At 69.4% G+C, this 23,676-nt stretch carries 25 protein-coding genes; 12 read left to right on the top strand and 13 right to left on the bottom strand.

All coding sequences use genetic code 11. The features are described 5' to 3' along the window. Positions 1 to 24 precede the first annotated feature (24 nt). The 6 genes from AC3WVS_RS16855 to AC3WVS_RS16880 are packed head-to-tail and all read right to left on the bottom strand — an operon-like array spanning position 25 to position 7,387. Positions 25 to 873: a polysaccharide deacetylase family protein gene (locus AC3WVS_RS16855; RefSeq protein ID WP_492319589.1), complete on the bottom strand. Its 849-nt coding sequence runs from the start codon at positions 871 to 873 to the stop codon at positions 25 to 27. Continuing rightward, complete coding sequence (locus AC3WVS_RS16860) at positions 870 to 3,269, bottom strand: MMPL family transporter (protein ID WP_492319613.1); 2,400 nt, start codon at positions 3,267 to 3,269, stop codon at positions 870 to 872. The genes AC3WVS_RS16855 and AC3WVS_RS16860 overlap by 4 nt, the downstream gene beginning before the upstream one ends. A 20-nt stretch (positions 3,270 to 3,289) precedes the next feature. Continuing rightward, a complete protein-coding gene (locus AC3WVS_RS16865; protein WP_492319590.1) occupies positions 3,290 to 3,889 on the bottom strand; it encodes a LolA-related protein in 600 nt (199 codons plus the stop codon). 24 nt (positions 3,890 to 3,913) lie between these two features. After that, on the bottom strand, positions 3,914 to 4,888 hold the full coding sequence (locus tag AC3WVS_RS16870) for a lysophospholipid acyltransferase family protein (RefSeq protein ID WP_492319591.1): 975 nt from the start codon (positions 4,886 to 4,888) through the stop codon (positions 3,914 to 3,916). Next, on the bottom strand, positions 4,882 to 6,603 hold the full coding sequence (locus AC3WVS_RS16875; protein ID WP_492319592.1) for an AMP-binding protein: 1,722 nt from the start codon (positions 6,601 to 6,603) through the stop codon (positions 4,882 to 4,884). Before AC3WVS_RS16875 ends, AC3WVS_RS16870 begins: the two co-directional genes overlap by 7 nt. A gap of 49 nt (positions 6,604 to 6,652) precedes the next feature. Next, positions 6,653 to 7,387: a COG4648 family protein gene (locus AC3WVS_RS16880; RefSeq protein ID WP_492319593.1), complete on the bottom strand. Its 735-nt coding sequence runs from the start codon at positions 7,385 to 7,387 to the stop codon at positions 6,653 to 6,655. A 267-nt stretch (positions 7,388 to 7,654) separates the two neighbouring features. On the opposite strand from AC3WVS_RS16880, the gene AC3WVS_RS16885 reads away from it, so the two are divergent. Continuing rightward, on the top strand, positions 7,655 to 7,915 hold the full coding sequence (locus AC3WVS_RS16885; protein WP_010810163.1) for a phosphopantetheine-binding protein: 261 nt from the start codon (positions 7,655 to 7,657) through the stop codon (positions 7,913 to 7,915). Positions 7,916 to 7,972: 57 nt separating this feature from the next. Next, positions 7,973 to 8,827: a glycosyltransferase family 2 protein gene (locus AC3WVS_RS16890; RefSeq protein WP_492319594.1), complete on the top strand. Its 855-nt coding sequence runs from the start codon at positions 7,973 to 7,975 to the stop codon at positions 8,825 to 8,827. 72 nt (positions 8,828 to 8,899) lie between these two features. Here the strand turns inward: AC3WVS_RS16890 and AC3WVS_RS16895 are convergent, their stop codons facing one another. Together AC3WVS_RS16895 and AC3WVS_RS16900 are read right to left on the bottom strand one after the other, a co-directional pair. Next, positions 8,900 to 9,076 (bottom strand): glycine zipper 2TM domain-containing protein, encoded by a 177-nt coding sequence (locus tag AC3WVS_RS16895; RefSeq protein WP_010810161.1) that lies wholly within the window; start codon positions 9,074 to 9,076, stop codon positions 8,900 to 8,902. A 143-nt stretch (positions 9,077 to 9,219) separates the two neighbouring features. Beyond that, positions 9,220 to 10,098 carry an NAD(P)-dependent oxidoreductase gene (locus tag AC3WVS_RS16900; protein WP_492319595.1) on the bottom strand — a complete coding sequence of 293 codons (879 nt, stop codon included), beginning with the start codon at positions 10,096 to 10,098 and terminating at the stop codon, positions 9,220 to 9,222. Between the two features lie 301 nt (positions 10,099 to 10,399). Between AC3WVS_RS16900 and AC3WVS_RS16905 the strand changes: the two genes are divergently transcribed. From AC3WVS_RS16905 to AC3WVS_RS16915, 3 genes are all read left to right on the top strand, one after another. After that, positions 10,400 to 10,651 (top strand): helix-turn-helix domain-containing protein, encoded by a 252-nt coding sequence (locus tag AC3WVS_RS16905; RefSeq protein WP_492319596.1) that lies wholly within the window; start codon positions 10,400 to 10,402, stop codon positions 10,649 to 10,651. Positions 10,652 to 10,653: 2 nt separating this feature from the next. After that, positions 10,654 to 12,009, top strand: a complete 1,356-nt coding sequence (locus AC3WVS_RS16910; RefSeq protein ID WP_492319597.1) for a type II toxin-antitoxin system HipA family toxin — start codon at positions 10,654 to 10,656, stop codon at positions 12,007 to 12,009. A 153-nt stretch (positions 12,010 to 12,162) separates the two neighbouring features. Further along, entirely contained in the window at positions 12,163 to 12,333 is a 171-nt protein-coding gene (locus tag AC3WVS_RS16915) for a hypothetical protein (protein ID WP_010810157.1), read from the top strand. Between the two features lie 44 nt (positions 12,334 to 12,377). On the opposite strand, the gene AC3WVS_RS16920 is transcribed toward AC3WVS_RS16915, so the two are convergent. Continuing rightward, entirely contained in the window at positions 12,378 to 13,313 is a 936-nt protein-coding gene (locus AC3WVS_RS16920) for a LysR family transcriptional regulator (RefSeq protein ID WP_492319598.1), read from the bottom strand. A gap of 192 nt (positions 13,314 to 13,505) precedes the next feature. Here AC3WVS_RS16920 and AC3WVS_RS16925 point away from each other — a divergent pair, with 192 nt between their 5' ends. Both AC3WVS_RS16925 and AC3WVS_RS16930 read left to right on the top strand, forming a co-directional pair. After that, positions 13,506 to 14,474 (top strand): 3-hydroxyacyl-CoA dehydrogenase family protein, encoded by a 969-nt coding sequence (locus AC3WVS_RS16925; RefSeq protein ID WP_492319599.1) that lies wholly within the window; start codon positions 13,506 to 13,508, stop codon positions 14,472 to 14,474. After that, on the top strand, positions 14,471 to 15,352 hold the full coding sequence (locus tag AC3WVS_RS16930; RefSeq protein WP_492319600.1) for a beta-keto acid cleavage family enzyme: 882 nt from the start codon (positions 14,471 to 14,473) through the stop codon (positions 15,350 to 15,352). Before AC3WVS_RS16925 ends, AC3WVS_RS16930 begins: the two co-directional genes overlap by 4 nt. A gap of 22 nt (positions 15,353 to 15,374) precedes the next feature. On the opposite strand, the gene AC3WVS_RS16935 is transcribed toward AC3WVS_RS16930, so the two are convergent. Continuing rightward, on the bottom strand, positions 15,375 to 15,647 hold the full coding sequence (locus AC3WVS_RS16935; protein WP_492319601.1) for a hydroxyquinol 1,2-dioxygenase: 273 nt from the start codon (positions 15,645 to 15,647) through the stop codon (positions 15,375 to 15,377). A gap of 272 nt (positions 15,648 to 15,919) precedes the next feature. Here AC3WVS_RS16935 and AC3WVS_RS16940 point away from each other — a divergent pair, with 272 nt between their 5' ends. Beyond that, a complete protein-coding gene (locus AC3WVS_RS16940; protein WP_492319602.1) occupies positions 15,920 to 16,240 on the top strand; it encodes an H-NS family nucleoid-associated regulatory protein in 321 nt (106 codons plus the stop codon). Between the two features lie 99 nt (positions 16,241 to 16,339). Here the strand turns inward: AC3WVS_RS16940 and AC3WVS_RS16945 are convergent, their stop codons facing one another. After that, the gene (locus tag AC3WVS_RS16945) at positions 16,340 to 16,783 is read right to left on the bottom strand and encodes a hypothetical protein (protein WP_492319603.1); all 444 of its coding nucleotides are present in this window, start codon (positions 16,781 to 16,783) and stop codon (positions 16,340 to 16,342) included. A 194-nt stretch (positions 16,784 to 16,977) separates the two neighbouring features. Between AC3WVS_RS16945 and AC3WVS_RS16950 the strand changes: the two genes are divergently transcribed. From AC3WVS_RS16950 to AC3WVS_RS16965, 4 genes are all read left to right on the top strand, one after another. Next, positions 16,978 to 17,667, top strand: coding sequence for a heavy metal response regulator transcription factor (locus AC3WVS_RS16950; RefSeq protein WP_035826418.1), 690 nt, complete (start codon positions 16,978 to 16,980; stop codon positions 17,665 to 17,667). Continuing rightward, the gene (locus tag AC3WVS_RS16955) at positions 17,664 to 19,121 is read left to right on the top strand and encodes a heavy metal sensor histidine kinase (protein WP_492319604.1); all 1,458 of its coding nucleotides are present in this window, start codon (positions 17,664 to 17,666) and stop codon (positions 19,119 to 19,121) included. Before AC3WVS_RS16950 ends, AC3WVS_RS16955 begins: the two co-directional genes overlap by 4 nt. Before the next feature lie 102 nt (positions 19,122 to 19,223). Continuing rightward, positions 19,224 to 19,634, top strand: a complete 411-nt coding sequence (locus AC3WVS_RS16960) for a VOC family protein (protein WP_013953282.1) — start codon at positions 19,224 to 19,226, stop codon at positions 19,632 to 19,634. Positions 19,635 to 19,738: 104 nt separating this feature from the next. Next, entirely contained in the window at positions 19,739 to 22,114 is a 2,376-nt protein-coding gene (locus tag AC3WVS_RS16965; RefSeq protein ID WP_492319605.1) for a heavy metal translocating P-type ATPase, read from the top strand. A 106-nt stretch (positions 22,115 to 22,220) separates the two neighbouring features. Here the strand turns inward: AC3WVS_RS16965 and AC3WVS_RS16970 are convergent, their stop codons facing one another. Beyond that, positions 22,221 to 23,117 carry a polysaccharide deacetylase family protein gene (locus AC3WVS_RS16970; protein ID WP_492319606.1) on the bottom strand — a complete coding sequence of 299 codons (897 nt, stop codon included), beginning with the start codon at positions 23,115 to 23,117 and terminating at the stop codon, positions 22,221 to 22,223. A 13-nt stretch (positions 23,118 to 23,130) separates the two neighbouring features. After that, on the bottom strand, positions 23,131 to 23,676 hold a 546-nt coding region (locus tag AC3WVS_RS16975), incomplete at its 5' end, for a bifunctional UDP-4-keto-pentose/UDP-xylose synthase (RefSeq protein WP_492319607.1).

Genomic DNA, 23,676 nt, shown 5'->3' on the forward strand with positions numbered 1-23,676 from the left:
CAATTGTAACAAGCCGCCGCTCACTCAGGCTGTCGGCACGGCCGCGCGCAGCGTGACGCAGCGCAGGCCGGCGCGTTCGATGGCAGCGAGCAGGCCCGGCAGCACGGTGGTGCAATGTGCATTGCCGGCGGCATCGGTGCCGGGATTGCCGTCGTGCAGCAGCAGGATGTCGCGCCCGGCGAGCTTGCCGGTGAGGCGCTGCGCCACGCGCCCCGCCTGGTCGCCGCAGCGGGTATCGAAGCCGCGCCGGGTCCAGGCCACAAGCTGAAGCCCGAGCCGGCACAGCACCGGCTCAAGGAAGGGATTGCGTAGCCCCGCTGGCGCGCGGAAGAAGCGCGGCGCCTGGCCGGTGAGGTCGGTCAGCACCTGTTGCGCGGCACCGATGTCGCGCAGCATGCGCCCGGGACCGAACACCGAGAAGTGCAGCCGGTGGTACATGCTGTGGTTTTCCACGGCGTGGCCGCGGCGGACGATCTCGCGCACCAGTTCCGGATGCGCCGCGGCGCGCGCGCCGACGCAGAAGAAGGTCGCGCGCGCGCCGTGCTGGTCCAGCATGTCGAGCACGCGCGGCGTCAACGCCGGGTTGGGGCCGTCGTCGAACGTCAGAGCCACGCAATCATCGGCAGAGGGCGGCAGGCGCAGCAGGTTGGGGCCAAGCCAGTGGCTGCGCGGCCACAGGCCGGCGGCGCACATTGCCGCATGGGCGGCGCCAACGCCGGCCAGCGCCATGCCCATGGCCTCAGGGTGCGCCAGCATTGCGCCGGCGGCACCCAGGTGCACGGCGGCGGCGCCGTAAAGCAGCGGGGTGGGGCGCCAGGGGCGGCTGTAAGAGGTGCCGCGCAAGGCTACGCGCGGTGCGGGATACGAATTCATGTTGCACTCTTGGCTGTGTCTGGCGCCGAACGGCGCGCCAGTATCGCCGAAAACCACAGGGCCAGCACGGCCCCCGGACCTACCGTCAGGCCGAAGGCCTTGAGCAGCGGCAGGCTCGACAGCGCCAGCAGGCCGAAGGCGGCCACCGTGGTCAGGTTGGCCAGCAGCAGCGATACCAGTGTATGCGGTGAAGCGCCCGCCACCTGGCTGCCCGCCGCGGGGCCGTTGAAGAATAGCGCGTAATTGGAACCCACGGCCATCAGCAGCAGCAGGCCCACCAGGTGCAGCAGCGTCAGCGGCTGGCCGAGCGCTGCCAGCCCGCCCAGCACCACCAGCGCCGCCGCGGCCAGCGGCAGCACCGTGGCCACGACGCGCCGTGCCGAGCGCAGCGCCACGGCCAGCAGCACGATGATCGCCAGCAGGCCGGCCAGCGACAGCAGCAAGGCCTCGCGCAGGTAGCCGGTGTAGAGGCGGTCGGATTCGCCCTTGAGGTCGACGAACAGCGTGTCAGCGACGCCGGCCCGCGCGACCGCGGCCCGCACTGCGCTGGTGTCGATGCCGTCGGCCGCGCCGGTACTTTGTTGGGCCGGTGCGCGCAGCGGCAGCGTGGCGCTCCAGCGCCCGTCGCGCTGCGCCAGCAACGCATCGACAGCCAGCGCCATGGAGGTGCCGCGCAAGTCCTCGCGCCGCAGCAGCGCACCGGTGCGCGCCGCCTCGGCCTGCGCCAGGAAAGGCGCGAACAGTGACGCGCGCACCGGCTGCGTGGCGATGGCGGCGCCCAGTCGCTGCGCCAGCTCGTCGGGCGGCGGCAGGCTGGCCTGGCGCTCGCGCTGGGTTGCCGCGCTGGGCAGGTAGCGCGCCGGGCTCTCGTAGCCGCCGATGAAATTCTGCGCCACCAGCGGGTCCAGTTCACGGGCCACGCGCTCCGCGCCCTGCAGCACGGATTCCTGGTCCGGCCCGGACAGCACCACCAGGTAGCGCACGTCGGGCGCGCCAAGATCCTCGCGCAACCTGGTATCGAGGGCCTGGTCGCTGGCCGACACCGGGCTCAGCGCCTGCAGCTCGCGGCCCCACAGCGTGCCGCGGTGCATGGCCAGCACCGTGCCGGCTGCCACCACCAGCGCGAGCACCAGCCAGCGCAGCCGGTGCGCGCGCGCCGCCAGCCACTGCAGCCGGCGGCCCAGCGGCGCCACGTCGCGCAGGTGCAGCGTGGCCGGCACCAGCTGCGGCAGCACGAAGCGCGTCACCAGTGCCGCGGTCGCCAGCCCGGCAATCGAATACAGCCCCAGCTGCGCCAGCCCCGGAAAGCCCGACAGCAGCAGCGAGGCAAAGCCGCAGACCGAGGTCAGCACGCCCAGGCGCACCGTCGGCCAGAAGCCGCCCAGCCAGGCGCGCTCGTCGCGCCGGCCGTCGCGCGTGTACTGCGCGGACTGTACGAACAGGTAGATCGAATAGTCGACCGCCTCGCCGATCAGCGTGGTGCCGAAGCCCAGCGTCAGTCCGTGCACCGAGCCGCCGAAGCCCAGGCTGACCGCGGCAATGCCCGCCAGCGCGCCGCTCAGTACCGGCACCAGCCCCAGCACCAGCAGCGGCACCGAGCGGTAGACCAGCAGCAGCAGCGTGACGATGATGGCCACGCCGATGGTCGACAGGCGCTCCACATCATGGCGGATGGTGTCGCGTGCATTGACGGAAAACACGCCCGGCCCGGTCATCGCCAGCTGGTACTTGCCAGCCGTCGCAGCCTTGGCAAACGCCTCGCGCACGGCCCCGATGGCTTGTGCCTGCGCATCCGTGTCAGACCCCGCGGCGGCGGTCTGCGCCAGCAGCACCGCGCGCTTGCCGTCGCGCGACGCCCAGGCGCCGGCGTGCATGGGCACGCGCTGCCCGGCATCCAGCTGTGCCAGCATCGCGGCCACTTCGCCGGTGGGATCGCGCGGCAGCAGCGACTTGGTGAAGAGCCCGGCGGACGAGGCCAGCAGCTCGAACGATTCATTCAGCGCCTGCGCCAGGCCGCGTTCACTGAAGCGCTCCGGCGTGACCGCGGGGCTGAGCAGGTAGCGGTGCGCAAACACGTATTGGCGGTCTGCATCCTGGTTGACCGGCTCGCCGTTCTGGATCGCCGTGAAGCGCGGGTCGCCGCGCAGCTGCGCCGCCATGGCACGCGATACCGCGGCCCGGCCATCGGCATCGCCGCCTTCGATCCCGACCAGGACCAGGCGCGATACCAGCCCGTCGCGCAGCTGGTTCACCAGCAATTGCTGCTCGGCGCTGGGCAGCCGCGGCAGGAAGGCCGAGAGGTCGGCCGTGAAGGTGGTGCGGCTGATCACAGCCGCGCAGGCAAGTATGGCGAAGATCCACAGCGCCAGCGCGAGCCGGCGCATCGCCGGGCGCATCGTTGCGGGCGGCGCTGCGCTCATGGGCGGCCGGCAGGTCGGATCTTCATCACCGAGCGGTCGCCGTCGGCCTGCCGGATTTCGACGCGGTCGAGCGCATCCTGGCTCCCGTCGATGCGCACCTGGCTGACCACCGCGGCCATGCGCGAGTCCGCCGGGGTCAGCGTCAGCGTCCAGCGGCTGGCGCGGCCTTCCAGGCCGAGCTTGTAGTAGCGCTCAAGTGTCTGGCGGTTGCCTGCCAGCGTGCCGCGGATGCTCTCGATAAAGGCGGCTAGCTCGGGGTAGTTCTGCAGCGGCATGGTGTAGCGCTTGCCGTTGCGCTCGACCGTCAGCATGTCGCCGTCGAGCACCAGGTTCTCGGCCTTGGGCGACAGTGTGCGCTTCTCCAGGTGGTCGGGCGCCGTGAACAGCAGTTCGCCGGTCGACTGCACCGGCTTGTCGACTATCGCCATGTACTTGGTCTCGGTGAACAGCACGCGCCCTGACTTGCGTTGCGCCAGGGTGGACATCAGCTGGTCGACGCCAAATGTGGCGGCGCCGGACGGCGTGGCCAGCGCAAGCATGGCGCTGGCCAGCAGCATCGACAGCAGGAAGCGGAAAGGGCGTCTGGAAAGGGGCATCAGGGGCTGCTCAGGGCTCGCGGGTCATGGCTCGTTGCCCGGCGGCGGCTGTTCAGACAGCGGCGGGCCGGCGTGCCAGAAATCGTAGAAGTTGAACCAGTTGTACGGGGCGCTGCGGCAGAACTGCTCTAGCAAACGCACGTATTCCGTCAGCGCGGTCTGCACGGCTGCCTCGCGCTGGCCGCGTGCGGTTCCGGTGAAGTCGGCCAGCGGCACGAAGTGCACATCGTAGCGGTTGCCGCCGCGGTACAGGCCGGTGATGAAGAACACCGGCCGGCGCAGCATCGCCGCCATGCGCAGCGGGCCGGTCGGAAGGCCGGTCGGCGTGCCGAGGAAGCTGCACTGCTGCACCGGGTCGGTGGCGCGCTGCGACAGCGTGCGGTCGGCCAGCATGCCGATCATGTAGCCGCGGTCAAGGTAGTCGCGCACCCGCAGCATGGTGTCGAAGCGGCCCAGCGCGATCACGTCCTGGCGCATCGCCGGGTTGATCGACTGCAGTACATCGTTGAGCTTGTGCGCGTTTTCCTCGTACATGGTGATCGCGACTTCCATGTCCGGGTGCCGCCGCCCGAGCGCGCGCACCACCTCGAAGCTGCCCAGGTGCGCACCCAGCAGGATTGCGCCGCGGCCGCGCGCCATCGCGGCTTCCAGCTGCTCCTCTCCGTGCAGGCGGATATCGAACAGGTCGAAGCGGCCGTTGAGCAGGTAGATGCGGTCATGGATGGTCGAGGCGAAGGTGAACACATGCCGGTAGCCATCGACCCAGTTGGCCTCGCGCCCGAGGGCGCGGTCCATGTAGGCGCGCGAGGCATGGCGTGCCGCCGGCGCGAACAGCATGAAGTACGCCGCAATCCCCCGCAGCACCACGCGCCCGACGGGGCGGCCCAGTGCCAGCGAGATCCACGTCATGACGCGCAGCAGCGTGATGCTGCCGCGCTCCTGGCGGCGCGACCATTCGGATTCCAGCGGCGGCTGCCGCCTCCACAGCCAGCTCAGCATGCCGATGCCCCCGCTTGCGGCGCGGCACCGCGCACCTGCAGCGTGCCGCTGGCGACATCGCGTCCGGCGCTGCGCAGCGTGAAGCGGATACTCACGCCGCCATCGGCCGCTGCGTCGGCCTGGTGGAGGATCTCAACGCGCTCGCCCGGGATCACGGGGCTCAGGAATTTGATGGTGCCGGCCTCGGTGACGGCAAGGCGGCGGCCCATTGCAGCGCCGAGTGCCAGCACCGCGTGGTCCAGCAGCACCACCCCCGGCACGATCGGATGGCCGGGAAAGTGGCCGGCGATGGCCGGGTGATCGGCGTCGATGACAAAGCCGGGCCTTGCCACGCTATCGCCGTGGTGCGCCCCGGCAAGCCTTGCGACCAGCGCCGCCAGGGCTTCGCGCGGCAGCTTGCCGGCGGCATTGCGCGGCAGGCTGTCGGCAAAGAGCAGCGGGCGTGGCAGGAAGGCCGGGTCGATGCGCGCGCGCAGCGCCTGCTGCAGCTGCGCCGGTGCAACGCCTGGCGCCACTGCCACCGCCACCAGCCGCACCACGTGGCCATGCGTGTCGCCTTCGTGCGCATCATCGGGCATGAAGAACGCACCGTCGCGCACGCCGTCGATGGCCGTGAGCTGGTGGTTCAGGTAAGCCAGCGAGGTGCGCTTGCCGGCGATATTCAGCATGTCGGCCTTGCGGCCATGGAGCAGGAAGTGGCCGGCATCCAGCGGCGCGATGGCGTCGCCCAGCGGCACCGGCTGCTCGATATGGCCGCCTTCGGCCCAGGTCTCGGTGTCGGCGCCGCCGGCGCCCTGGCGTGCCTGCAGCCGCACGCCCGGCACCAGTGTCCAGGCATCGGCCTGCGCGGTGCGGCGCGTGGCGATCTGGCCGGTCTCGGTGCTGCCGTAGATCTCGCACAGCGGAGCGCCGAACAGGGCTTCGGTCTCGCCCGCCAGCTGGCGGCCAAGCGGGGCGGTCGCGCACAGCACCAGGTCTGCCGGCGGCATCGCCATGCCCGACTGCACCAGCGTGCGCAGGTGCACGGGCGAGCTGACCAGCGCACGCGGGGGCGGCACCGAGGCGAGGGCATCGCGCACGTCGGCAGGATAGAAGGCCGGGGCCGCCACCAGGGCCGCGCGGCCCTGCAGCACCAGCATGACCGTGGCCTCCAGCCCGAACATATGCTGCGGCGGCACCGTGCCCACCACGGTCCAGGCACGCCCGTCCAGCAGGCCTAGCCGCTGTGCCGCGGCCTGCGCGCACCGGGCCATCGCGCCCCAGGTCTTGCGGTGCGGCACCGGCGTGCCGGTCGAGCCTGACGTGAACACGTACGCCATGACCTGGGTCGCGGCAATCAGCGGGATCTCGACCGGCCCGTCCGTGGCGGCGCCGCGCAGGCCGTCGTGATAGTGGAAGGCGGGCATGGCGAATGCCGCGTCAGGCTGGTCGTGCAGGCAGAAAGCGTCCGGGGCAAAGTCGGCCAGCTGGCGCACCATCTCCGGCGTATGCGATGGCGGCAGCAGGGTGGCCTTGCCCGCCAGCAGCGCGGCGCACAGGCCGACGGTGAAGTGGTAGCGGTCGGTGCAGGCGTTGAATACGTGCCTGCCTGCCGGCAGCGCATCGGCCAGGCTGGACGCATCTGCCAGGAACTGGCGCACGCTGACGGGCCGTCCGTGCGCCCAGGCGATGATGTCTTCGGGCGAGGCATGCGCGACGATGGGGAGCATGGTCATGGGGCTGAGCCTGTGCCTGTTGCCAGTGTAGGGGCCGGTTTGCGGCGCGTCAGCGCGGCAAGCCGGGCCTGTCCGCACGGGCAGCCATGACTGCGCGATAGCCATGCACCGCGTCCAGCAGGCCGCCGTGGGCCATGCCCGGGAAGGCAACGCGGCGGCACACGGCTTCGCCCACGAACATCAGCGCGATCAGCAGCGGCGTGGCCAGGTTGGCGAAGCTGGACCAGGTCGCCACCGGCGCGAGCACGAACAGCAGCGTCGATACACCTGCCATCGCGGCAAAGAACAGCGTCCAGGCCTGGGTCACGCGCAGCGTGTAGCGCAGGTGCGCGGGGGGCAGCTGGCCATGGATTGCCGTCGCGATCTGCGTGCACAGTGGCGTGCGGCCGGGACGCAGGCTCAGCGCGAACATCACGCCCAGCGCGGCATTGATGCCGGCGTGCTGCAGGAAATAGGTCCAGCCGAAATGCGCGGCCAGCGGAATGCGCCAGATCCATATGGCGGCGCAGGCGGCCAGCAAGGCCGCCATTGCGGGCAGGCGCCCCCAGGTGCGGAGGCAGGCAAGGAAGCCGATCAGCACGAACGGCGCCGCCCCGAGCCACAGCGCGGCGACTTCGGCACCCGGCTGGTGTGCCGCATGGTGCAGGGCGGATTCGTAGGCGACAAAGGCGGCCACCGCGGCAATCCAGCCATGGCGCCGGCCTGCCGGCATGGCATCCTGCCGCACAGGCGTGGCCGGCGCGGCAGGCGTGGAGGGGCGGTCGAATTGCTGGCTCGATGGCATCTGCGAGGGTATATTGTGTGTAGCGTAAGCCGCTTGGCGCACAGCGTTGCCGGAAATGACGCCGCATGGTGCGCGAAGCGAACGCTTTATACCCCAAAAGACCGGCCCGACGTGGTGATGATTCCCAAAAGCGCCGCCTTTGTTGTTACTAAACTTCTCTCAACTGGCTGGGATTTACCCCTTTTGATAGCATCGGTTGCCCTGCCATGCGGCCTGGACAACCTTGTCCGGACCCATGCCGCAGCGGCATTCCAGCCACCTAGCGACATGACCGAACTCGAAACCGAACTTGCCCGCCTGATCATCGACGAACTCGAAATTGCCGAGCTTCGGCTGGAGGACATCAACGCCGCCACGCCGCTCTATGGCGAAGGCTTCGGGCTGGATTCCATCGATATCCTCGAGATCGCACTGCTGGTGTCGCGCAAGTACGGGGTCGAACTGCGTTCGGACAACCCCGACAACAAGACCATCTTTGCCTCGCTGGGCAGCCTGGCCAACTACCTGGCGGAACACCGCACGCGTTAGTCCGGCACGCCGCACCCACCCTTTCGCCCTTTCCCAAAGCCAGGACCGGAGCACGACATGCCGCAGCAAGCCATGCCCGGGCCCGCACTGGTAGCCGGCGGCAGCGCCTGCCCCATGGGTGGCGCCGAGCCGTCCGCCACGCACCTGGTGCTGATCCCCAGCTATAACCCCGGCGTGCGCCTGCATGAGGTGCTGCGCGCGGCGCGCGCCGCCTGGACACCGGTCTGGGTGGTCGTGGACGGCAGCACCGATGGCAGCGACCAGTGGCTGCTGGCGCAGGCGGCCACCGATCCCGGGCTGCGCGTACTGGTGCTGCCGCACAACCAGGGCAAGGGCACCGCGGTGCTGCATGGCATCGACGCTGCCGCCGCGGCTGGCTTCACGCATGTGCTGGTGATGGATTCGGACGGGCAGCATCCCGCGCACCTGATTGCGCAGTTCATGGCGATATCGCAGCGCAACCCGGGCGCCATGGTGCTGGGCCGGCCCGTCTTCGACGCCAGCGCGCCGCGCGAGCGGGTCTACTGGCGGCGCATGTCCAACTTCTGGGCGGATGTCGAGACGCTGTGGGCGGGCATCGGGGATTCCCTGTACGGCTTTCGCGTCTACCCGATCGCGCCGCTGCGCGCCGTCATGCGCGAGAGCCGCTGGATGCGGCGCTTCGACTTCGACCCGGAAGTGGCGGTGCGCCTGTGCTGGCGCGGCGTGCGCCCCATCAATGCCGATGCCCCGGTGCGCTACTTCGGCCAGCGCGAGGGTGGGGTGTCGCACTTCCGCTATCTGCGCGACAACCTGCTGCTGACCGGCATGCACTTGCGGCTGCTGGCCGGCTTCGTGCTGCGGCTGCCTGTCCTGGTGTGGCAGCGGCTGCGGCGGGCGACCGGCGACGCGTCGTGCCGGCCGAAAGCCTGAACCCCGCAAAGCAAGCAGAAAGGCCGCGCGAAGCGGCCTTTCTGCTTGTTGGGCCCAGGGGCCAGGGTTTGCTTACTTGCCCAGTTCGTGACCAATCACGCCGCCCACCACGGCACCGCCGATGGTCCCGGCGGCACTGCCGTCAGTCAGCTCGTGTCCGGCCACGCCGCCGGCCACCGCGCCCGCCGCCGTACAGCCGGCCAGCGCCATGCTTGCGCTTACCAGAAGTGCACCTGCGAGTTTCCACATGATGGTCTCCTGCATCGTTGGCGGGCCAGTTGCAGGCAACCGGCCCCATGTGTCCAGCTTAGGCCCATGCCGGGCAGGGGCCTCTCCGAGACACGCCGATTGCGCTGTAGGAATCGGACGACGCAGGTGGCGCAGCGGTGGCGTCAGGCGTCGCCGGCGTGCTGGCGCAGGCGCTTGATCAGCGAAGAAGTGTCGGCGCGGCCGCAGCCCATCTGCTGGAGGTCGGCATAGAACTGGTCGACCAGCGCCGTCACCGGCAGGCCAGCACCGTTGTGGCGCGCCTCATCCAGGCACAGGCCCAGGTCCTTGCGCATCCAGTCCACCGCGAAGCCGAAGTCGAACTTGTTGTCGATCATGGTGGGGCCGCGGTTCTCGAGCTGCCATGAGCCGGCCGCGCCCTTGCTGATGACGTCCAGCACCAGGCGCATGTCCAGCCCGGCGCGCTCGCCAAAGGCGATGGCCTCGGACAGGCCCTGGATCAGCCCGGCGATGCTGATCTGGTTGACCATCTTGGCCAGTTGCCCGGCGCCGGATTCGCCGATGCGCGTGACGGCGCGTGCGTAGGCGGCAATGACCGGTTCGGCGCGCGCATAGGCGTCGGCATCGCCGCCACACATGATGGTCAGGATGCCTTTCTCCGCGCCGACTTCGCCGCCGGAGACCGGGCCGTCGACAAAGTGCAGGCCGTGCTCGCGCGCGGCAACGTGGAGTTCGCGCGCCACGTTGGCGCTGGCGGTGGTGTGGTCCACGAAGATGCAGCCGCTGGGCGCGCTGAAGAAGGCGCCGTCTTGCCCGGTCAGCACCGCGCGCAGGTCGTCGTCATTGCCCACGCAGGAGCAGACCACCTGCGCATCGCGCACGGCCTGTGCCGGCGTGGGCGCCGCTTTGCCGCCGAACTTCCCGACCCAGGCCTGCGCCTTGGCGGCGGTGCGGTTGTACACGGTGACCTCGTGGCCTTTGGTGGCGAGGTGGCCGGCCATGTGGAAACCCATGACGCCCAGTCCGAGAAATGCGACACGCATGCTGCTGCTCCGTTGCTTGTATGTGTTTGGGATCGGTGAGGCGCGGCCCCGTTTGCGTGTGCCACGCCAGGGTCCTGCGCCGGCGGGACGGCTGGGCCGCCTCCGGCCCCAGAGTATACGGGGGCGCCGGGACTGGGGACAGATACAGAGCCCGGCACGATGCTGCGTTACAGAATGCCGCTTCGGGCACAAATAGTCATGACATGGTTAAAATAAAAATACCTATGAAATGGGTATTTGAAAAATACCCATGTTGTCGCTAAAATAGAAATACCTATCATATTGGTATTCCATCGGCGCGATGAAGCAAATCGTCTCCACTCCCTGGCAGCTTGGCCAGATCCTGCAGGCAGGGCGCAAGGCGGCCGGCCTGAACCAGACCGAGGCCGCCGCGCGGCTGAATATCAGCCAGAGCCGGATGTCGCACATGGAACTGAATCCCGACACCATCAGCGTCGACCAGTTGCTGGCGCTGGTTGGCGCGCTCGGGCTGGAGTTGGTGGTTCAGGACCGGGCCACGGGAGCCGCCGAGGTGTCCGAGGTGGCGTGGTAATCATGGCCGCACGCAGGTCACGTACGCCGGCGCTGTCGGTCTGGGCCAACGGGCAGCGCGTGGGCACCTGGCGCAAGCCGTCCGGTACCAGGACGGAACTGGAATACGGCGAGGACTGGATCCGCTCTGACGCCGGGCGGCCCCTGTCTCTGTCGCTCGGGTATGGCCTGGGCAACCGGCGCGTGCTGCGTGGCGATGCCGTGCGCAACTACTTCGACAACCTGTTGCCGGACAGCGAGGCCATCCGGCGCCGGTTGGCGCTGCGCTTCCAGACCGGCTCGGTAGAAGCCTTCGAGCTGCTCGCCGCCATCGGCCGCGATTGCGTGGGGGCGGTGCAGATCCTGGGCGAAGACGAAGCGCCTGCGGGAATCGACCGGATCGAAGGCGAACCGCTATCGGACGAGCAGATCGAGCGCTGGCTGGAGGATATCGTCGCCACCCCCGCGCTTGGGCGGCATGAGCACGACGACGACTTCCGCATCTCCATCGCCGGCGCGCAGGAGAAGACTGCGCTGCTGCGCCATGACGGCCAATGGCTGCGGCCGCATGGCGCCACCCCGACCACACATATTTTCAAGCTGCCACTGGGCCTGGTGGGCAACCGCAGGGCCGACCTGAGCACGTCGGTGGAAAACGAATGGCTGTGCCTGAAGATCCTTGCCGCCTATGGCTTGCCCGTGGCCGATTGCGAGATGCTGACGTTCGGCCGCCGCAAGGTGCTGAGCGTCACGCGTTTCGACCGCCAGCCCCATCCGTCGGGCAATTGGCTGCTGCGACTGCTGCAGGAAGATTTCTGCCAGGTGTTCGGCCTCAGCCCGCTGCAGAAATACGAGGCCGATGGCGGGCCCGGCATGATCGAGATTGCAACGGTGCTGCGCAACTCAGTGGCCCAGGCCGATGATCTACAGACGCTGCTGGCGGCGCAGTTGCTGTTCTGGCTGCTGGCGGCACCGGACGGGCACGCCAAGAACTTCAGCATCCGCCTGCTGGCCGGCGGGCGCTACCGCATGACGCCGCTGTACGACGTGATGTCGATCTGGCCGGTGGTGGGCCAGGGCGCCAACCAGTTCTCCTGGCACAAGGCCAAGCTGGCCATGGCGGTCGCAGGCCGCAGCCGGCACTACGGCCTGCGCGATATCCAGCGCCGCCATTTCAATGCGATGGCACCGCGCTGTTTTCTGGGTGCCGATGCCGAGGCGCTGATCGGGCGCATCATCGCGCGGACCCCGGCGGTGATCGCCGAAGTCGGCGCAGCACTGCCCGCGGGTTTTCCGCAGAAGGTGGCGGACACGATCCTGGAGGGTCTGCGGGCATCGGTGCAGCGGCTGGCAGAGATGCCGGCGCAGGTGGAGGAGTGAGCCCCGGAGAGGCTTTGCCGCCGGAGCTGTCCGCCGCGCACAACACCACAAGGTCAGAACCCGCCTACGCCAGCTTCCGCCCTTGTCCTATCCCTTGCGCCTCGCGCGCTGCCTACATTGAAGCCAGGTTGCACCACCGCAAGGAGCCGACTCATGTCATTCGCACTATACATTATCGGCCTGTTGGTCCTGGTTGCCGGCGTTGCCTGGGGCATGGAAACGGCTGGCCTCGCGCCCGTCTATATCGGTATTGCCTGCCTGATCGTGCTTGGCATCGGCATCATGGCGGCGGTCTCGCGAACCCGTACCAAGGATCCCTCCTGAGGGTTGCGGGCCTGGCGCCGTGCCGGGCCCGCCCTTCTACTAGTTCACCGGGCCGTCGTGTCCACCGTATCCTGGACGGGCGGACTCGCCAGCTGCGCGCGCACCGCCGCCGCCAGTTCGGCAGCCGCCGGCGACAGGCTGCGGTTGCGCGAGGTCACCAGCCCGATCGAGCGCTCGGTCACCGGCGCGGTCAGCAGGCGCTCGACAATGCCGGGCTGGCGCACCGTGCCAGCCGCGATCTCTGGCAGCGCGGCCACGCCGAAGCCGCATTCGACCATGGCCGCGATGGTGGCCAGGCGCTCGGCCTCGAACACCGGCTGGAAGCGGATGCGGTTCTGCAGGAAGGCCCATTCCGCGTACTGGCGCACGCTGCTTGGGTGCGTCATCGACACATGCGGCGCGCTGGCGGTATCGGCCCAGCGCAGCGGCCCGGGGCTGCGCGCGAGCGGGTGCGCCGACGGGATCAGCAGCACGAAGCGGTCCGACAGCAGCGGCTCATATTGCAGGTCAGCCTGTTGCGGGTCGGCCGCCGTCAGCGCGAAATCCACGTCGCCGGCGCGCACCAGGTCGAACGCCGGGCCCGAGAGGGTATCGAACACCTTCAGCGCCACCTCCGGGCGCGCCTGGTGATAGGCCATCAGCACGCGCGGCAGCATGCGCGCCGCCAGCGAGGGCAGGGCCGCCACCGCCACCTGGCCGCGCTCGGCGCTGGCAATGCCGGTCACGGCGTCGATGGCGCCGCGGAACGCCGCCTGCAGCAGCGCGGCCTGCTGCATGAAGACCTGGCCGGCCGCGGTCAGGCGCACGTTGCGGGTGGTGCGGTCGAACAGGCGCACGCCGAGGGATTCCTCGATGCGCACGATCTGCGTGGACAGGGCGGATTGCGACACGTGCAACTGGCTGGCGGCCTGGCGGAAGTTGAGCGTGCGGCCAAGCACCAGCGTGGTTTCGATGTCGCGCATCGACAGGTTGATTTTCATCTGCGGCAGCGGGCCGGCGGCGTCCGCCGGCCGAATCACACGATTGATCTGATTTGTGAATCATTCTATCCATAGAATCGACTTCTTCAATCAAAGCAAGTTCTCTACACTGCCGGGATTCGATGCCCCGCCATCAGGAGTTGACGCGATGGCGAGTGCACGTCACGTCGCATCCCCCCCCTGGGAGAACCTATGCCGAACACGACCGCCCCGGTCATCCTGAGCCGCCCCGGCGCCGCGCATGCGGTGGTGGTGGGAGGCGGCACCATGGGCGCCGATGTTGCCGTGGTGCTGACCCGCGCGCTGTGCCGCACCACCGTGGTCGAGCCCGATCCGGGTCGCGCCGGCGCGCTGCCCGGGCGCGTGCGCGGCAACCTGGCCGCGATCGGCCGTGAACAAGGCGCGGAGCGCCTGGCGGTGGCAGCGGCGCTGGATACGGTGGACTGGTCCACCGTGGACCTGGTGATCGAGTGCATCCCGGAACAGCTGGCCCTGAAGCAGGCGCTCTTTGCCGAGCTGGTGCGGCGCGCGCGGCCCGATACGGTGCTGGCCAGCAACAGCTCCAGCTTCCCGATCAGCGCCATCGGCGCCGGACTCGACTCGCGTGCACGCATGCTCGGCCTGCACTTCTTCATGCCGGCGCACCTGGTGCCGCTGGTAGAAGTGGTGATGGGCGATGACAGCGACGAGGCCTGTGCCGACGCTCTGATCGCCTTCGTGCGCCGCTGCGCGATGGTGCCGGTCAAGGTGCGCAAGGACCTGCCGGGCTTTCTTGCCAACCGGCTGCAGCATGCGCTGTCGCGCGAGGCCTTCAGCCTGATCGACCGCGGCATTGCCTCGCCCGAGGATGTCGATGCGGCGGTGCGCTTCGGCTTTGGCTTTCGCTTCCTCGCGGCCGGGCCGGTGCTGCAGCGTGACCACGCGGGCATCGACGTGCACGCGGCCGCCGGCGCCACCATGTACCCGACCTTCTGCAACGACGACCATCCGGCGCGCTGCCTGTCCGAGCGCGCCGCCGACGGCCGCCACGGCATGAAGCGCGGCGAAGGCTTCTACCAGTGGACCCCCGAAACCATTGCCGCCGAGCGCGCACGCTATGACAGCCTGCTGCGCGCCGGCCTGGCGCTGATCGCGCCTGAACTGCCCGAGATCGAGCCATGACCCAGAGCCCTTCCCAAGCCCCCGTAGCCGCGGCCCGCGTGCCGCTGGCCGATGCGCCGCTGATCGTCACCGTGGCGCCCAACGGCGCCTACAAGCGCGCCAGCGACCATCCGGCGGTGCCGTTGACCGCCGCGGCACTGGCCGCTGAAGCGCGCGCCTGCCTGGATGCCGGCGCGGCCATGATGCACATGCATGTGCGCGATGCCGAGGGCCGCCACTCGCTCGACGTGCAGGCCTACCGCGACGCGCTGGCCGCGGTGAAGCAGGCCGTGGGCGAAGCGTTGCTGGTGCAGGTGACGAGCGAGGCCGCGGGCGTCTACCAGGCCGCGGAGCAGATGGCGATGGTGCGTGAGCTGCGGCCCGAAGCCGTTTCAGTGGGCCTGCGCGAAGTCGCCGTGCCGGACATCCCGGACAGCGAACTGGCGGCGTTCTTCGCCTGGCTGGCGCGTGAGCGCGTGATGACGCAGGTGATCCTGTATGACGTGGCCGATGTGCGGCGCTGGCAGTCGATGCGCGAGCGCGGCATGGTGCCGCCGGGCGCATGGTCGGTGCTGTACGTGCTGGGACGCTATGCCGCCGGGCAGGTGTCGTCGCCGCACGACCTGCTGCCGTTCCTGCAGGCCGCGGGCGAGTCCGGCGACGCGTTGCCGTGGGCGATCTGCGCCTTCGGCCGCGAAGAGAATGCCTGCGTGACGGCGGCCGCCGCCTTTGGCGGCCATGTGCGGGTGGGATTCGAGAACAACCTGCTGCTGCGCGACGGCAGCCGCGCACCCGGCAACCATGCGCTGGTGGCGCAGGCGGTGCAAGGCGGCCTGACGCTGGGCCGGCCGATTGCCGACGCCGCCGATGCGCGCCGCATCTACGGCGAGGTGCGCTGAGGCGCTACCCGGCCGGCTACCGTCACGCGCCGTCGCTGAAGCTGTCGCGCGGGCCGTTGGGGTTGTGCGCGCCGTCGGTAAAGGTGCTGCGCGGGCCCGTTGCGGCGTTCGCACCGTCCGTGAACGCGCTGCGGTCGATGAGGCTGCGGGCGCCGTCGCTGAACGGGCTGCGGGTGCCGGTGGCGCTGTGCGCCCCGTCGCTGAACGGATCGACGTTGCGCGGTGCAGCCTGCGCAGTGCCGACCACGGCTGCAATAAGGGCGGTGGCCACAAAGACTTGCCTGAGTGCTTGCATGAGTCGCTTCTCCGTAAGGGTGCCGGCCCGAAATGGGCGGCGGTGAAGCAAGTCTAGGCAGCGCGTGCCCACACGAGCATGACCGGCACATGACATTGCTGTCACTCGGCAGCGGACGAGCGCGGCAAGCGCACGGCAATTGGCCGCGCGCCCACGACGGAAACGCAGCAGCGCCTGCAAAGGCTGTAGAATCACGGCTATCCGACCGGCCTGCGGTTCCATCGCCGGTTTTTCATTGCCCGCGGAAATGCAGCGGGCCTCTCACGAGAGTCATGTCCGAGTCTGATTCAGCCAAACTCGCTGCGGTGGCGTGGATCCGCGAGCAAATGGACCGTCATGCCCTGACGTTCGACGATCTTGTCGCCGCCGGGTGCTTTGATCATGTTGCCATCGACGCCGGGCCTGAGCCGGCGCCTGACGCCGCGCCAGCCGTGGCCCAGCTTGTCCCGCAGGCCGCGCCCAAGGCCGCCGCTGCGCGCCCGCTATACCGCAATGCGCTCGGCCAGAGCTGGGACGGGCAGGGCGAGTATCCGGACTGGCTGCAACGGGCCGTGAACGCCGGGCAGTCGATCGAATTCTTCCGCGTCGAATAAGACGCGCAGGCGCGACAATCCGCCGCGCCTTGCCGGCGCCAGGGGTATTCCGCAAAACAGAAGGGAAGCGATGCGGGCGCTGTGCCCGCTACGACGCGCTCAGCAGCGTGCGGGCAGCAGGCGTTCCAGCGGCTGGGTGCCGGTGAACACCGCCGGCGTGGCCATTGGCGCCGCGTGCGCCCAATGCACCAGCACCTCCGCAGGCAGTTCGCGCAGCACGCCGGACGCGGCCGATGGCTGCGTCTCCAGCGGCGTGGCGCCGTGGTCGGTCGCCTGCGGCGCATCGGCATCGTGCAGCTGCAGCGGATGGCCGCTGCCGGAAGGCTCGGCCATCACCTGGACCGCGCTGCCGCGGCAGGTGCCCGGGCCGGTGCCGTCCAGCGCCGCTTCCGCCTCCATTTTTGCGGCCGCATGCCGTTCCGGCAGCGACAGCCCGGCTGCCTGTACCGCGCTGCATACCGTGGCCGTTGCCGCCGCGGCACCGGAGGCGGGCAGCGCAAGCATGGCGAGGGACAGCAGCAGGCAATTCGGCAGGCGTTTCATCGGGGGGGGGCAGAATGGGGCAAGGGTGGCGCAAACCGGCATCACGCCGGGGGGGATCGCGCATTTTACCGGGGTTTTCGCCTGCATTGCCCTGGCATGGCGATGACATTTGTGAAATCTTTGCCCATTGGCGCTCATCCTCGGCTAGCGTTACGCCATTGCGGCGCTGGTGCCGCCCGGAAAGTGATCGAATCATGCGTATCCTGATTGTCGAGGACGAACCCAAGGCGGGCGACTACCTGCACAAGGGCCTGACCGAATCCGGCTTCGTGGTGGACCTGGCGCGCGACGGCGCGGACGGCCTGGCCCATGCGCGCGAGCATCCCTATGACCTGATCGTGCTGGACGTGATGCTGCCCGGCCTGGATGGCTGGCAGGTGCTGCGCGAGCTGCGCCGCGAGCGCGATACCCCGGTGCTGTTCCTGACCGCGCGCGACGAGCTGTCCGACCGCCTCAAGGGGCTGGAGCTCGGCGCCGACGACTATATGGTCAAGCCCTTTGCCTTTGCCGAGCTGGTGCTGCGCATCCGCACCATCCTGCGGCGCGGCCCGCTGCGTGAGAGCGAGTTCATCGAAGTGGCCGACCTGCAGATCGACGCCATCCGCCGCCGCGTGGTGCGCGCCGGCCAGAAGATCGACCTGACCTCCAAGGAGTTCGCACTGCTCTACCTGCTGGCGCGCCGGCGCGGCGAGGTGCTGTCGCGCTCGCTGATCGCCTCGCAGGTGTGGGACGTCAATTTCGACAGCAATACCAATGTGGTCGATGTCTCGATCCGGCGCCTGCGCGCCAAGGTGGACGATCCCTTCCCGCGCAAGCTGATCCACACGCGGCGCGGCATGGGCTACGTGCTGGACGACAGCGAGGACCGGGACCAGGACGCATGATGCGGCTGCCGTCTTCGCTGACCACGCGGCTGGCGCTGGCGTACGGGCTGGCCACGGCCGTGATTCTCGCCAGTGTGGCGGCCTACCTGTCCGGGGCGCTGTCGGCGCAGCTGGAGGGGCGCGATGAAAGCGAGCTGGTCGGCGAGGTGCTGCTGGTGCGCCACCTGCTGCGCGAGGTGCGCAGCGAGGCCGAGATCCGCGCCGACACCCACCGCTTTGCCGATATTGCGATGGGCCACGAGGGGCTGATCCTGGTGGTGCGCTCACGCCAGGGCGAGCCGCTGGTCACGCTCAATCCGCGCAATGAATCGGTGCCGCCGCTGCGCGTGCTGCCCGCCACCACGCAGCCAGAGAAAAGCATGTTGCAGACCTGGTACCCCAAGAACGGCGTGCCCTCGCGCGGCATTGCGGCGTTGGGCCAGCTGGGGGATTCGGACAAGGCCGTGGAGATCGTGGTGCTGCGCGATGCCGGCCACCGCGTGGCGCTGATCCGCGACTACCGCCACCAGGTGCTGTGGGCCACGCTGTGCGGCGCTGCCGTGGCGGCGGGGCTGGGCTTCGTGCTGGCGCGGCGCGGGCTGCGGCCGCTGCGGCGCATGGCCGCCGATGCCGCCGCGGTCACCACCAGCCGCCTTGCCACGCGGCTTGACGTGGGCAGCGCGCCGGCCGAGCTGCGCGAGCTGGCGGCGGCCCTCAACGACATGCTGGCGCGGCTGCAGGACAGTTTCTCGCGGCTGTCCGAGTTCTCGGCGGACCTGGCGCATGATTTCCGCACGCCGATCAGCAACCTGATCGGCCAGACCCAGGTCACGCTGGCGCAGAGCCGCGGCGTGGCCGAGTATGAGGCGCTGCTCGAATCCAACCTGGAAGAGTACGAGCGCCTGGCGCGCATGATCGAGAACATGCTGTTCCTGGCGCGCGCCGACCATGCGCAGGTGGCGCTGGGCATCCGCACGCTGGACGCGCGCGAAGAACTGGACAAGATGGCCGAGTACTTCGAGGCCGTGGCCGCCGACCGCGAGGTCGCGCTGACGGTGACCGGTACGGCAATGGTGCAGGCCGACCAGACGCTGCTGCGCCGCGCGGTCACCAACCTGCTCGACAATGCGCTGCGCCATGCGCCGGCCGGCAGCACGGTGCGGCTCGACGTGGAGCGCGCCCCGGTCCCGGCCAGCGGCACCACCTGCATCCGCGTGACCAATGCCGGGCCGGCGATCCCGCCCGAGACCCTGCCGCATATCTTCGGGCGCTTCTACCGGGCCGATCCGTCGCGCCGCAACTCGGCGGCGTCGACCGGGCTGGGGCTGGCCATCGTCGACACCATCATGCGGCTGCATGGCGGCAGTGTGACGGTGCGCAGCGTTGAAGGCGAAACGATGTTCTCGCTGCAATTTCCCGCCGAGGCATTGGCCACTGCCGCGCCGCCCGCGCCGGCCCCCGCCGCGGTCTCCTGAATCCGGCCGGGCGCTTGCACCGGGCCGGCACGCGCGCATAATGGCGCGCGGGCGAACAGCCAATGCCATGCAGCCCGATCGACCATTCACAAGGAGAGCGATATGCAGGTGCAACCCTATCTGGATTTTGGCGGCCGTTTCGACGAGGCCGTGGCCTTCTACGGCAAGGTGCTGGGCGCGCAGGTCACGTTCGCGATGCGCTACAAGGATGCCCCGCCGAGCCCAGGCATGGAGGTTCCCGATGACTGGAAGGACAAGGTGATGCACGCCAATATCCAGTTCGGCGAGAACCAGGTGATGGCGTCCGACGGCCGGCGCGGCGAGCGCCCGGCGTTCAGCGGCTTCAGCCTGTCGGTGGGGGCGGTCAGCAAGGACGAGGGCCAGCGCATCTTCGACGGCCTGAGCGAAGGCGGCCAGGTGGTGGTGCCGTACCAGAAGACCTTCTGGGCCGAAGGCTTCGGCATGCTGGTGGACCGCTTCGGCATGTCCTGGATGGTCAACTGCGAGCACTGACGTGCCGCTGCGGCATGGTGCGCAGTCGCTGCCATGCCGCTTGACTCTGTAGTCGCTACAGGGTCTTCAATGTCATCAGGTTAAACCAGCGGGAACAACAAGATATGGCTCGCACGTCACCTGAGGACGCACTCCCTCAAGATCACGCTGCCCACGCGCATGATGGCGCCGCCCACCGGCATGGCGGGCATGATCACGACCATCACCACGACCACGATCATGACCATCATGGGCATGGCCATGCCGAGGCCCGGCAGGCACCGGCGGCTTCCGCCTGCTGCGGCGGCGGCTGCTCGTCCACGGTTGCGCTGACGCCCGCCGCACCGGTCGACATCCCCGCCGGCGCGCAGACCGCTGCGTGGCGCATCGACGCGATGGACTGCCCGACCGAGGAAACGCTGATCCGCAACAAGCTGGGCGGCATGGCCGGCGTGGCGGCGCTGGAGTTCAACCTGATCCAGCGGGTGCTGACGGTGCATCACACCTTGCCGTCGGCGGAGCCGGTGGCCAGGGCGATCGAGAGCCTGGGCATGCAGCCGGTGCCGCTGAGCACCGAGGCCGCGCAGCAAGTCTTGCCGCAAACCACGGCAAGCAAGCCCTGGTGGCCGCTGGCGCTGGCCGGCGTGGCCGCCTTGGGTGCCGAAGCTGCGGAGTGGCTGGGCCTGGGCTTGCCGTGGCTGCCCGCCGTGCTGGCGCTGGCGGCGGTGGCGCTGGGCGGGCTGACCACCTACCGCAAGGGCTGGATCGCGCTGCGCAATGGCAACCTGAACATCAATGCGCTGATGAGCATTGCCGTCACCGGCGCACTGCTGTTGCGCCAGTGGCCGGAAGCGGCCATGGTGATGGTGCTGTTCGCACTGGCCGAGCGCATCGAGGCGGCCTCGCTGGACCGGGCGCGCAATGCGATCCGCGGCTTGATGGCGATGGCGCCGGAACAGGCCACGGTGCAGCGCGCCGATGGCAGCTGGGAGACCGTGCCTGCCGCCGGCGTCGCCGTGGGCGCGCTGGTGCGGCTGCGGCCGGGCGAGCGCGTCGCGCTCGACGGCAAGGTCGTGCGCGGCCAGTCGGCGCTGGACCAGGCGCCCATCACCGGCGAAAGCGTGCCGGTCGACAAGGCCGAGGGCGATGCGCTGTTCGCCGGCTCGATCAACCAGTCCGGCGAGCTGGAGTACACCGTGACGGCGCCCGCTAGCGATTCCACGCTGGCCCGCATCATCCACGCGGTGGAGGCAGCGCAGGGCAGCCGAGCGCCCACGCAGCGCTTTGTCGACCAGTTCGCGCGCATCTACACGCCCACGGTGTTCGCGATTGCGCTGGCGGTCGCGGTGGTGCCGCCGCTGGCCATGGGCGGCGCCTGGGTCGACTGGATCTACAAGGCGCTGGTGCTGCTGGTGATCGCCTGCCCCTGCGCGCTGGTGATCTCCACGCCGGTGACCATCGTCAGCGGGCTGGCCGCGGCCGCGCGCCGCGGCATCCTGGTCAAGGGCGGGGTGTACCTGGAGCAGGGCCGGCACCTGGCCTGGGTGGCGCTGGACAAGACCGGCACGATCACGCACGGCAAGCCCGCGCAGACCAACCATGCGCTGCTGGCCGAGGACGCGCCGCAGGCGCACGCCATTGCCGCCAGCCTGGCGGCGCGCTCGGACCACCCGGTCTCGCGCGCGGTGGCCACGGCGGCCGCGGCCGACGGGATCGGCACGCTGCCGGTGGACGACTTCGAGGCGCTGGCGGGGCGCGGCACGCGCGGCAAGGTGCAGGGCGTGGCGTACTGCCTGGGCAACCACCGCCTGGTGCATGAGATGGGCGCCTGCTCGCCGGCGCTGGAGGCGCGGCTCGAAGCGCTGGAGCGCGAGGGCAAGACCGTGGTGCTGCTGGCGCGCGTCGACGGCCACGGCGCCGCCACGGCGCTGGCGCTGTTCGCGGTGGCGGATACCGTGCGCGACACCAGCCGGCAGGCGATTGCCGAGCTGCATGAACTGGGCGTCAGGACACTGATGCTGTCGGGCGACAATCCACACACGGCGCAAGCCATTGCGGCGCAGGTCGGCATCGATGAGGCGCGCGGCAACCAGTTGCCGCAGGACAAGGCCGACGGCATCGCGGCGCTTGCCGGCGCCGCCCACGCGCGCGGCGGCCGCATCGGCATGGTGGGCGACGGCATCAACGACGCACCGGCGCTGGCGCGTGCCGATATCGGCTTCGCCATGGGCGCAGCCGGCACCGACACCGCAATCGAGACCGCCGACGTGGCGCTGATGGACGATGACCTGCGCAAGATCCCGGCCTTTGTGCGCCTGTCGCGCCGCACCTCAAGCATCCTCACGCAGAACATCGCGCTGGCGCTCGGCATCAAGGCCGTGTTCCTGGTGCTGACGGTGCTGGGGATGGGGACGATGTGGATGGCGGTGTTCGCCGATATGGGAGCGAGCCTGCTGGTGGTGTTCAACGGGCTGCGGGTGGGGGCGGAGCGGCGGGCCTAGTTAGGCTACTGCGCCACGAAAACCTACTCTGTTTGCTCCCTCTCCCGCTTGCGGGAGAGGGAGCGCGCAATCGGCAATTGTGATATTCAGCAGTCGAAATGACTCATCAGCCCTGCGGCTGCACGATCAACTCCCCACTGCGCCCCGGGATCTCTCCCCACGTTACCGGCAACTCCGGCAATCCCTGCCGATCCAGCCCGCGATACCACGTCGCCATCGACACCAGTTCGTGCCCCTGCGCACGCCATCCGGCCAGCAGCCGTTCGAACACCGGCGCCAGCTTGCCGCCTTCCAGCTCGGTATGCAGCGTGAAGACATGGTCGCGCGTGCCTTCGGTCAGCTTCAGCAGCGCGGTGTGGACGTTGTCTTCGGTCAGGTCGTCGGTGCCGATCAGTTCATCCAGCGTCGGCAGCGTGGTCGGCATCTGCACGTGCCGGCAGGGCACGCCGTCGATGGTCGGAACATAAGGCGCGGTGCCGCGTCCATCCGACGCGTACGCCATGCCCCAGTCATCGATCTGGCGGAATGCATCCTCGTTCATCTGCCAGCCGGCTGCGCCGTGCGTGGCCGGCGCTTCGCCGAAGATCTCGGTGTAGCGCGCGAACGCCTGCTGCATCTGCCGGCGCGTCCAGGCAGCATCGCGCTCGCGCACGTTGTCCTGCCAGTAGACGTGGTCCCAGGTGTGGATGCCGCACTCATGGCCGGCAGCGCGCGCCGCGCGCATCTCGGCGGCCCCCTTGCGGCCGATGTCCGGCCCCGGCAGCAGCACGCCATACATCAGCGTGCGCAGGCCATAGTTGGACACCACCGAGGTGCGCGACACCTTCTTCAGGAAGCCGGGCCGGAATACGCGCCGCAGCGCCCAGCCGGTATGGTCGGGGCCGAGGCTGAACAGGAAGGTTGCCTGCGCCTGCGCAGCCGCCAGCATCGACAGCAGCTTCGGCACGCCTTCGCGCGTGCCGCGCAGCGTGTCGACGTCGACCTTCAGGGCAATGCGTGCCATTTGCGTTGCGCGCTCAGTTGGCCGAATCGACCAGCGTGCGGGCCTCGACCACCTTGCCGCGGTACGCCTCGAAGATGCGGCGCAGCGCCGCTTCCATGCTGATCCCGGGCTTCCAGCCCAGCTCTTCGATGGTGTTGTCGATCTTCGGCACGCGGTGCTGCACGTCCTGGTAGCCCTTGCCGTAGAAGTCGCCCGAGGAGGTCTCGATGATCTGCGTCTTGCGCGCTTCCTGCGCGTATTCCGGGTAGTCGGCTGCCATCTTCAGCATCATCTCGGCCAGTTCGCGCACCGAGTGGATATTGCCCGGGTTGCCGATGTTGTAGATCTTGCCGCTGGCCACGCCGTTAGGATTCTCGATGATGCGCATCAGCGCGTCGATGCCGTCGGCGATATCGGCAAAGGCGCGCTGCTGGGCGCCGCCGTCGACCAGCTTGATCGGCTCGCCGCGCACGATATGGCCGAGGAACTGCGTCACCACGCGCGACGAGCCTTCCTTCGATTCGAAGATCGAATCCAGCCCCGCGCCGATCCAGTTGAACGGACGGAACAGGGTGTAGTT

Source organism: Cupriavidus sp. CPT47-8839-RL05A (assembly GCF_058792255.1).

Coding starts and splice junctions, on each gene's coding strand:
- AC3WVS_RS16855 (WP_492319589.1), bottom strand. CDS start 873: ATGAATTCGTATCCCGCACCGCGCGTAGCCTTGCGCGGCACCTCTTAC.
- AC3WVS_RS16865 (WP_492319590.1), bottom strand. CDS start 3,889: ATGCCCCTTTCCAGACGCCCTTTCCGCTTCCTGCTGTCGATGCTGCTG.
- AC3WVS_RS16965 (WP_492319605.1), top strand. CDS start 19,739: ATGGCTCGCACGTCACCTGAGGACGCACTCCCTCAAGATCACGCTGCC.
- AC3WVS_RS16895 (WP_010810161.1), bottom strand. CDS start 9,076: ATGTGGAAACTCGCAGGTGCACTTCTGGTAAGCGCAAGCATGGCGCTG.
- AC3WVS_RS16880 (WP_492319593.1), bottom strand. CDS start 7,387: ATGCCATCGAGCCAGCAATTCGACCGCCCCTCCACGCCTGCCGCGCCG.
- AC3WVS_RS16945 (WP_492319603.1), bottom strand. CDS start 16,783: ATGAAACGCCTGCCGAATTGCCTGCTGCTGTCCCTCGCCATGCTTGCG.
- AC3WVS_RS16940 (WP_492319602.1), top strand. CDS start 15,920: ATGTCCGAGTCTGATTCAGCCAAACTCGCTGCGGTGGCGTGGATCCGC.
- AC3WVS_RS16915 (WP_010810157.1), top strand. CDS start 12,163: ATGTCATTCGCACTATACATTATCGGCCTGTTGGTCCTGGTTGCCGGC.
- AC3WVS_RS16885 (WP_010810163.1), top strand. CDS start 7,655: ATGACCGAACTCGAAACCGAACTTGCCCGCCTGATCATCGACGAACTC.
- AC3WVS_RS16900 (WP_492319595.1), bottom strand. CDS start 10,098: ATGCGTGTCGCATTTCTCGGACTGGGCGTCATGGGTTTCCACATGGCC.
- AC3WVS_RS16870 (WP_492319591.1), bottom strand. CDS start 4,888: ATGCTGAGCTGGCTGTGGAGGCGGCAGCCGCCGCTGGAATCCGAATGG.
- AC3WVS_RS16925 (WP_492319599.1), top strand. CDS start 13,506: ATGCCGAACACGACCGCCCCGGTCATCCTGAGCCGCCCCGGCGCCGCG.
- AC3WVS_RS16935 (WP_492319601.1), bottom strand. CDS start 15,647: ATGCAAGCACTCAGGCAAGTCTTTGTGGCCACCGCCCTTATTGCAGCC.
- AC3WVS_RS16970 (WP_492319606.1), bottom strand. CDS start 23,117: ATGGCACGCATTGCCCTGAAGGTCGACGTCGACACGCTGCGCGGCACG.
- AC3WVS_RS16910 (WP_492319597.1), top strand. CDS start 10,654: ATGGCCGCACGCAGGTCACGTACGCCGGCGCTGTCGGTCTGGGCCAAC.
- AC3WVS_RS16950 (WP_035826418.1), top strand. CDS start 16,978: ATGCGTATCCTGATTGTCGAGGACGAACCCAAGGCGGGCGACTACCTG.
- AC3WVS_RS16920 (WP_492319598.1), bottom strand. CDS start 13,313: ATGAAAATCAACCTGTCGATGCGCGACATCGAAACCACGCTGGTGCTT.
- AC3WVS_RS16930 (WP_492319600.1), top strand. CDS start 14,471: ATGACCCAGAGCCCTTCCCAAGCCCCCGTAGCCGCGGCCCGCGTGCCG.
- AC3WVS_RS16890 (WP_492319594.1), top strand. CDS start 7,973: ATGCCGCAGCAAGCCATGCCCGGGCCCGCACTGGTAGCCGGCGGCAGC.
- AC3WVS_RS16960 (WP_013953282.1), top strand. CDS start 19,224: ATGCAGGTGCAACCCTATCTGGATTTTGGCGGCCGTTTCGACGAGGCC.
- AC3WVS_RS16875 (WP_492319592.1), bottom strand. CDS start 6,603: ATGACCATGCTCCCCATCGTCGCGCATGCCTCGCCCGAAGACATCATC.
- AC3WVS_RS16955 (WP_492319604.1), top strand. CDS start 17,664: ATGATGCGGCTGCCGTCTTCGCTGACCACGCGGCTGGCGCTGGCGTAC.
- AC3WVS_RS16905 (WP_492319596.1), top strand. CDS start 10,400: ATGAAGCAAATCGTCTCCACTCCCTGGCAGCTTGGCCAGATCCTGCAG.
- AC3WVS_RS16860 (WP_492319613.1), bottom strand. CDS start 3,269: ATGCGCCCGGCGATGCGCCGGCTCGCGCTGGCGCTGTGGATCTTCGCC.